Genomic DNA, 8,313 nt, shown 5'->3' with positions numbered 1-8,313 from the left:
GTTCGTTTCCGTCTATCTCGTCGGTATGGGATGCATTCTAGACCATTTCGAAATCATTGCAAGCACTAATTAACGATATATTTCACGTATGTACTTTTTTTCTACAGAAATGATAAAAAAAGCGCTTTTTTATCTATTTTTTAACCATTTTTATTTAAAAAAACCTTTTATTAGGATTTTATTTTTCAAATTATCCATTTCACGCAAAATCATATTCGAGCTAATTTAGCCATAAAATGTATAAGTGATCAAAAAGACATCACATTCAACTATCAGAACGAGTTTTATATCTTCCCACGTGCTTCATAACATCAAATATTCAATCCATTTAAAGTTTTCACTAGACTAAAAACGCTTTGTTTAAATATTTTGAAGACATTGTGCTTTCAAGTCCTATTTTTAAAGCTCATATTTATTCTTCCCACAAATTTAATTTGCCACTCAATCTATACATCACATCCTTAATGCATCTATTCACGTATAGATATTTTTTAGGCTTGATTTGCATCTTATTCAGCTAACTTGATAGCAATAGACATTAAAAAAACAAAAGCATTTTAACGCCCATGTAGCCAAAACGCGTGAATCACCCTTTCTTCTTTATGCCTTCTGACTGACTCTATGTAGTCATCAAACATCGCTCAGCGACCGGTCGCTTACATACATGCGCCATCACTTCCAATACCGTCTGATGCTTGCCTTGATAATCCTCAGCACAAAACATCATTTTTGCCCGCATGGGTAAACGCTCATGAATAAAAGCAAACAGCTGATAATGCGCGCCAACATCCATATTTAAGAAGATTTCTTGTATTTGCTTATATTGTGCCTGTTTCACTGCTTCTGGCTGATATTGAAATAAACAACGCATCACTGCATCAATCTGTTCATCATTATTGTCTGTATTGTAATACGCCATGTCTCCCCCGCTTTTTTATTGATTTATTTATCTATAAAGCCAAAGCTTCTGCCTCAGAAGCTTTGATTGCACGATCTTCTAGCGTGCAGATCGCATGTGCAATCATCATATATAACAATGGTTCGATAAAAACCGCCATATTTTATCCTTAAGGCGCATAGAGCCGATTTATTTTTTTACATAGACTGCTTTTTATTTTTTGAACCCAAACTTATGCCTGTGCATTTCATCCCCCGCTTGATCCTACTACTGAGTGGCCTTGCGCTGATGGCATTTGGTGTCACGATGTCTATTCATTCCAATCTTGGCACATCGCCTATTTCGTCCGTTCCTTATAGCTACAGCTTCATCTTGAATATGAGTATTGGCACATTGACCGTGCTCATGCATATTCTGATGATTCTGATACAAATGGTACTACTCGGTAAACGGTTTCAATGGCATCAATGGTTGCAATTACCTGTAGGCATGATTTTTGGCACGTTCATTGATGTACTAATGTGGGCGACGCAAGGCTGGTCTATGCATGTTTATGCGCTACAAATAAGCGCCTGCTTATTCAGTTGCCTCATCACAGCCATCGGAGTATGCCTTGTCGTGAAAGCAAATTTGGTGTTTTTAGCAGGTGAAGGCTTATATGCTGCCATCTCACAACGCTTTGGCTTTGAGTTTGGTCGCTGTAAAACCTATGGTGATATTGTATTGGTGTTGATTGCAGTCATCAGCGCATGGTCTGTACTGGGTGAAATTATTGGAGTTCGCGAAGGCACAATCATTAGCGCACTGGCCGTCGGCAGTCTAGTTAAACAAATGCTACCCAAGTTCGGCTTTCTTCAGTTTAATGAATAACAAAAATAGCACTACGGTCCTCAGCAAGTCTGGGGATTTTCATTTTTAAGCGCTAAAATTATGAGTTTGCAGAAATTTAAGAAAATAAAAAGGAAGAGATCTCTCCCAAAATCCCTCCCTCGGAGTTGAATCTTTATTCGATCCATCATGTAGTTATTATAGTTATTCTGCAGTATTTAAAAAAAGTCCCTTGGGGAAGAGACTAATAAATTGTGGAGTAATTATTATCTGTACCCTCTAGATATGCTAAAAATTTCTAGATGAATAAATACTATACATAAGGTATATAAAATGCAAGTTATTCGGAAAAATTTAATTGTTGTTTTTATAAGGTTTTTTTGAATTTACTTATCTAATTTACTAATATAAATATTCAATAAAAAAAGCAAGCCGAAGCCTGCTTTTTAATTCAATCACTTATATCAACTTAAGCGCGCTATCAGTCTACAAATATCACTTTAGCAATGGCCTTTTTGCTCGATTGCACGATTAAAGTCACGTTCTCTTTCACAGAAAAAGAGGCGTCTACTTCTTTCCAATCGACTTTTACAGCACCACGTGCAACTGCATCTTTGGCTTGAGCTGCATTTTTTACTAGACCTGCCGCACGCAAAATTGATGCAATAAACATTTCGCCACCAAATTCTGCACGTGATACGGTCACTTCTGGCGTACCCTCTGGTAATTCACCTTCAGTGATTAAGTTACCCGCACCTTTATGTGCACTGGCAGCCGCTTCACTACCATGGAAACGTTCCACCAATTCCAATGCAAGAATCTTTTTCACTTCTTGTGGGTTACGGCCTTCCGCCACTTCTTTTAAAAGTTGCTGAATTTCTTCAATAGATTTGAAACTTAACAGATCAAAGTAACGTTCAATCAAAGCGTCTGGCATTGAAAGTACTTTTTGGTACATCGCACCCGGTGCATCAAATACCGCAATATAGTTGCCTAATGATTTAGACATTTTATTTACGCCGTCTAAACCTTCAAGAATAGGCACTGTAATGCAGACTTGTGCTTCTTGGTCATAACGACCTTGCAATGTACGGCCCATTAACAAGTTAAAGGTCTGATCCGTACCACCCAGTTCAACGTCAGCTTGCAATGCAACCGAGTCATAACCTTGTACCAATGGATACAAAAATTCGTGAATAGCGATCGGCTGATGATTGTTATAGCGCTTAGTAAAGTCATCACGCTCCAACATACGCGCCACAGTTTGCTGTGAAGCCAATTGAATTAAATCAGCAGCAGTTTTTTGACCAAACCATTCAGAGTTGAAAACCACTTTGGTTTTTGCTGGATCAAGAATTTTAAATACTTGTTCTTGATAAGTTTTTGCATTTTCCAAAACTTTTTCACGTGACAAAGGTGGGCGCGTTGCGCTTTTACCTGTTGGGTCACCAATCATCGCAGTATAGTCGCCAATCAAAAAGTAAACTTCATGACCTAAATCTTGGAATACTTTTAATTTATTAATTAAAACTGTATGACCTAAATGCAAATCAGGCGCTGTAGGGTCAAAACCCGCTTTAATTTTTAAAGGACGATTTTGCTTTAACTTCTTCAGAAGGTCTTCTTCAGAAATAATTTCGTGAGTGCCTCGTTGGATGAGGGCAAGTTGTTCTTCAGCCGGCAGGAAATTTGACATCTCAAAACCCAAATACATCAGTTATTCAATTTGTGCGATATACTAACACTTTTTCAGCACTTTGCAGGCTTAAGAATAATCATGACCGCGATCTATATTGGAGTAATGACGGGCACCAGCATGGATGGCGTCGATATTGCCGCTGCTTCTTTTGATCCCTTGCAACTACATGCCACACTCACCCTTGAGTTTGATCCCGATTTACGTGATGAACTGATGGCGCTCACCTTACCAAGTGACAACGAAATTGATCGCATGGGGAAAGCAGATGTCGCTTTGGCCACCATGATTGGTGAAGGCATTAATCGCTTAATTGCAGAAAATAATTTAGATAAAACCCAAATTAAAGCCATTGGCTCACACGGACAAACCATTCGTCACCGCCCTGAACATGGTTTTACCCTACAAATTGGCGACCCCAATATCATCAGTGAAATTACGCAACTCCCTGTTATTTCTGATTTTCGTCGCCGTGATATGGCTGCCGGTGGCCAAGGCGCGCCATTAGTCCCTGCCTTTCACCAAGATGTTTTCCAACACAATAGCATTCATCGTGTGATTTTAAATTTAGGCGGCATTGCGAACGTCAGCCTTCTACCCGCAGGTAATCCAGATGGCGTGTATGGCTTTGATACTGGTCCTGCAAATATTTTAATGGACGCTTGGTGCCATCGTTATACGGGTCAAGCTTATGATGAAAATGGCAATTGGGCGGCCTATGGTACGCCTATTCGTAGCCTACTCGATCGACTTCAAGCACACGACTTCTTTGCCAAAGAACCACCAAAAAGCACAGGCCGTGAAGACTTCAACTTAGAGTGGTTAGACGAACAAGTTGCTGATTGGCGTAGCGATCTTGAATATGATGAATTAGAAGATACACCTGAAAATATTCAAGCAACCTTAATGAAGCTCACCACCCGTGCAATTAAAAAAGCGATTTACCGCTCAGACATGCCTACAGGTGAAGTCTATGTATGTGGAGGTGGCGCGTATAACTCACATTTACTTGAGCAATTACGCTGGCGTTTACGCAAACACCAATGGACAGTACAAAGCACAGCCGATCTTGGTTTAAGTCCAACATGGGTAGAAGCAACTGCCTTTGCATGGCTGGCGATGCGCTTTGTTCAGCAACAATCTGGCAACCTTCCCGCTGTGACGGGTGCAAAAGGCTATCGCGTACTGGGTACAATTACCGCGGTATAAAAGCCAAAATATGGCATAAAAAAGCCTGCTGATGCAGGCTTTTTAAGTTAATGCGAAAAACTCATTTTAAAATGAATTTTGCGTTTTCAGTTCGAAATGCTTTTAAAACCACTTGCCCAGCACGACCCGTCGGACTTAAACCCAACTTCATTTGTTCTTGGCGAATCGCCTGACGGGTTTTATCACCAATTAAGCCATCCACATTGCCAATGTCATAGCCTTTATTGAGCAAATATTGCTGTATTTCACGGCGCTCTGCTCGTGAAGTCCCTGCATCATCTGTTGGCCATGCAGTACTAAACGAACCTTTACCCTGTAAACGATCTGACAAATGTGCAATTGCTAAGGCATAACTTTCAGCTGCGTTATAACTATAAATAGCATCGAAGTTTTTAAAGACTAAAAACAGCGGGCCATTTTCACCTGCTGGCATCATTAAACCGGCTTGTGAGCTTTCAGTTAGGTTGCCTTGAATGAGCGGTGAACCGTCTGCGCGTAATACACCACGATTGACCCACGATGCCAATGATTTTTTATTGCGTCGGCCTTCGCCCCCTAAATAAGTTCCTGCTGGCACTTTAACTTCAAAGCCCCAAGGTTGCCCTGTTTGCCAACCGCGCTTACTCAAAAAATTCGCTGTAGATGCTAAGGCATCAGGCACACTGGAGACCAAATCACGTCGACCATCGCCATCAAAATCAACAGCAAGCTCATCATAAGTGGATGGCATAAATTGCGTATGACCAAAAGCACCCGCCCATGAACCCTTTAATTGGTCTTCACGAACATCACCACGTTGTAATAAACGCAGTGTAGTAAAGAACTCGCCACGGAAAAATCCCTGACGACGCCCCTCACAACTTAAAGTGCCTAAAGCCTGTAATAAAGGATAAGAACCCGCTATTTGTCCAAAATTGCTTTCTACGCCCCACACAGCAACCACAGTTTCAGCAGGAACACCGTAAGCGCTCGCCACTCGGTTTAATACATCTTTATGTTGCTGAAGCTTTTGCAGTCCAACCTGTACACGCTCATCGTCAACCAATCCAGATAAATAATCCCAAATTGGCGTTGAAAACTCTGGCTGGTAATTGAGTTTTTCTAAAACTGAATAATCTGGACTTAAATTTTGAGTATAGCGGTCATAAGTATTACCAGATACGCCACTCGCAAGGGCTTGCCCACGTAATTGGCTCAAACATGCTTGAAAATTTTGAGTTTGGGCTGGAGATTGAAATTCAGTTGAAGCTGTAACGACTTTTTGCCCATTAATAATTAATTCAGCATGCGCTGTCGTCAATGCAAACAATGTGCTGGTACACAATAAAATGAAAGAACGCATATCCGCCTTATTTTTCTGGATTTGTATTTAATTCTTAGCTTAACACCAGATGATGTATTTTTATGAGGGAATACGTAACTTTTGAATTCATTTTTAAATTTAAAGTAAAGTTTCAATTTTAAATTCAAAAAACTTCCCCACAGATCAGACTTAATGTTTTTAAATTCAAAACACCAAAACAAAAATGAATTTAAATTTATTTTTAATAAATTTTTTTAAATTCAAACTTTTATCCACAAGCCATTTAATCACAAGATTTTGATAAATATATTATTTTTAAATGCATTAAACATGCTTTTGTTTTGAATTTAAACTGCAATAAATTTAAATTCAAAACTTTGAATTTAAAAGTAGTGTTTTAAATTTGAATTTGTTTTTGAATTTAAATTCATTGTTGATATTTTGAATTCAAACTTAGCTTTTATTGTTCAATGCGTCTGAATAAAGAGGCAAGTTCGCTAAACAGTCTTTCAATTAAGTCGCACAGCAAGATGCCAATATATATAGCAAATAGGTGAATTTATAATCAATTGCTTTACCAGCAAAACCGACCAAAGGCCTGTCTGCGTAAAAGAGGCGCAATGATGCCCGAAGTTAAGGTATAAAAAAAGCGACCACTGACGTGATCGCTTTTTTTTACAGCAACTGTACGTTTAGATGCTCATATCTTCGCTAAGCGCTAAAGGATTCGGTAAAATCTTCGCCAATTGACGGCATAAAGTGGTCAATTCAGCGCTGTCATTGGGCATTAAGGTAATATGGCCAATCTTACGACCTTCACGCTCTGACTTATTATAAAGGTGTAAATGCGCACCTTCTAAAGCCAAAACATCTTCAGATTTTGGATGTTGACCAATAATGTTCACCATTACAGTCGGACGAACCACAGCCGTTGAACCTAAAGGTAAACCTGCAACAGCACGAATATGGTTTTCAAATTGAGAGCATACTGAGCCTTCAATTGACCAGTGACCTGAGTTATGCACGCGTGGTGCCATCTCATTGGCATACAAGCCTTTGTCAGTCACGAACAGTTCAAGTGTTAATACACCGACATAATTCAAATGATTGAGCAGGCGAGTGATGTAGTCTTGCGCCACAGGCTGTAAATCAACACTGTTGGGTGCTGGAACAATCGAATGCGACAAAATGCCATTATGATGATGGTTTTCAGCCAAAGGCCAAGTACGTACATCACCATCTTGGCCACGCACCGCAATAATTGACACTTCACGAGAGAAAGTCACAAAGCTTTCTGCAATGAGTTCACCCGCAGGGCCAAGCTCAGCCCACGCTTGCGCAATTTGATCTGCAGTGCGCAATACAAATTGGCCTTTGCCATCATAACCGCCACGTGATGTTTTGAGTACGATAGGTAAACCCAATTCAGCCACAGCAAGGTTTAAACCCTCAAGTGAAGTCACGGCTTTATACGGCGCAACTGGAACTGAAAGTTCATCAAATAAAGCTTTTTCAGACAAGCGATGTTGTGCAATTGCCAAGGCTTGACGTGGTGGGTGCAACGTTTTGCTTTTCGTTAGAACATCGACATCCGTTAATGGCGTATTTTCAAACTCAAGACTAAATACATCTGCACTGGCGATAAACTCTTGCAAGCCATTTTCTGCTTTGGTCGAAAATACTGGACCAAGCGCTGCCGATGGGCAATCTGTACTTGCTTCAAAAAAGGTGCATTGCACATTCAGTGGTAGGGCTGCTTGCGCCATCATACGACCCAACTGGCCACCACCAAAAATACCAATGGTTTTATCCATGATATAACTCCCGTATTAAGCTTGCTCTTAGTTCTGACCAGGAATGTTTTTGCTCGCAACTTTTTCAGTTTGAGCCGCACGGAAATCTACAACATTTTTTGCAATTTCAGGACGTGTTAAACCTAAAATTTGCGCTGCCATGATTGCAGCATTGGTTGCGCCAGCAGGACCAATCGCCAATGTACCCACTGCAATACCTGCAGGCATTTGTACAATCGAAAGCAATGAATCAACGCCGTTCAAAATTGAAGACTTCACTGGAACACCCAGTACTGGAAGATCAGTTTTGGCTGCACACATACCTGGCAAATGTGCAGCACCACCAGCACCCGCAATAATTACTTGAATACCGCGATCACGGGCTTGCTCTGCATATTCAAAAAGACGGTCTGGCGTACGGTGCGCAGATACCACTTCCGCTTCAAATGGGACGCCAAGTTGCTTAAGCATATTGGCAGTGTGTTCGAGAGTTGCCCAATCTGATTGAGAACCCATGATAATTCCAACGAGAGGTGTGTCTTGTGAAGCGGCCGCATTCATTGCAATGTTTCCAGAGATTAGTTAA

7 protein-coding genes are annotated in these 8,313 nt (G+C 40.5%); 2 read left to right on the top strand and 5 right to left on the bottom strand.

Translation table 11 applies throughout. From position 1 onward, the window contains the following. Positions 1 to 619: 619 nt before the first annotated feature. On the bottom strand, positions 620 to 919 hold the full coding sequence (locus HYG93_RS16210) for a hypothetical protein (protein ID WP_120364853.1): 300 nt from the start codon (positions 917 to 919) through the stop codon (positions 620 to 622). 213 nt (positions 920 to 1,132) lie between these two features. Between HYG93_RS16210 and HYG93_RS16205 the strand changes: the two genes are divergently transcribed. Beyond that, positions 1,133 to 1,768 (top strand): YitT family protein, encoded by a 636-nt coding sequence (locus tag HYG93_RS16205; protein ID WP_106986162.1) that lies wholly within the window; start codon positions 1,133 to 1,135, stop codon positions 1,766 to 1,768. Positions 1,769 to 2,207: 439 nt separating this feature from the next. Here HYG93_RS16205 and tyrS read toward each other — a convergent pair whose 3' ends face one another. After that, a complete protein-coding gene (gene tyrS / locus HYG93_RS16200) occupies positions 2,208 to 3,440 on the bottom strand; it encodes a tyrosine--tRNA ligase (protein ID WP_162368848.1) in 1,233 nt (410 codons plus the stop codon). 63 nt (positions 3,441 to 3,503) lie between these two features. Between tyrS and HYG93_RS16195 the strand changes: the two genes are divergently transcribed. Then, positions 3,504 to 4,631 (top strand): anhydro-N-acetylmuramic acid kinase, encoded by a 1,128-nt coding sequence (locus HYG93_RS16195; RefSeq protein WP_106986164.1) that lies wholly within the window; start codon positions 3,504 to 3,506, stop codon positions 4,629 to 4,631. A 61-nt stretch (positions 4,632 to 4,692) separates the two neighbouring features. Here the strand turns inward: HYG93_RS16195 and HYG93_RS16190 are convergent, their stop codons facing one another. The 3 genes from HYG93_RS16190 to purE form a co-directional block, all read right to left on the bottom strand. Then, positions 4,693 to 5,973: a lytic murein transglycosylase gene (locus tag HYG93_RS16190; RefSeq protein ID WP_106986165.1), complete on the bottom strand. Its 1,281-nt coding sequence runs from the start codon at positions 5,971 to 5,973 to the stop codon at positions 4,693 to 4,695. A 653-nt stretch (positions 5,974 to 6,626) separates the two neighbouring features. Beyond that, positions 6,627 to 7,748: a 5-(carboxyamino)imidazole ribonucleotide synthase gene (locus HYG93_RS16185; protein ID WP_178962674.1), complete on the bottom strand. Its 1,122-nt coding sequence runs from the start codon at positions 7,746 to 7,748 to the stop codon at positions 6,627 to 6,629. Positions 7,749 to 7,775: 27 nt separating this feature from the next. Further along, positions 7,776 to 8,288 (bottom strand): 5-(carboxyamino)imidazole ribonucleotide mutase, encoded by a 513-nt coding sequence (purE, locus tag HYG93_RS16180; protein ID WP_106986167.1) that lies wholly within the window; start codon positions 8,286 to 8,288, stop codon positions 7,776 to 7,778. Positions 8,289 to 8,313 lie beyond the last annotated feature (25 nt).

The organism is Acinetobacter sp. SwsAc6 (assembly GCF_013391565.1).
GTDB classification, from domain to species: domain Bacteria; phylum Pseudomonadota; class Gammaproteobacteria; order Pseudomonadales; family Moraxellaceae; genus Acinetobacter; species Acinetobacter cumulans.
The sequence above is the reverse complement of the archived record's forward strand: the minus strand, read 5'-3'. Positions and strand labels throughout refer to the sequence as shown.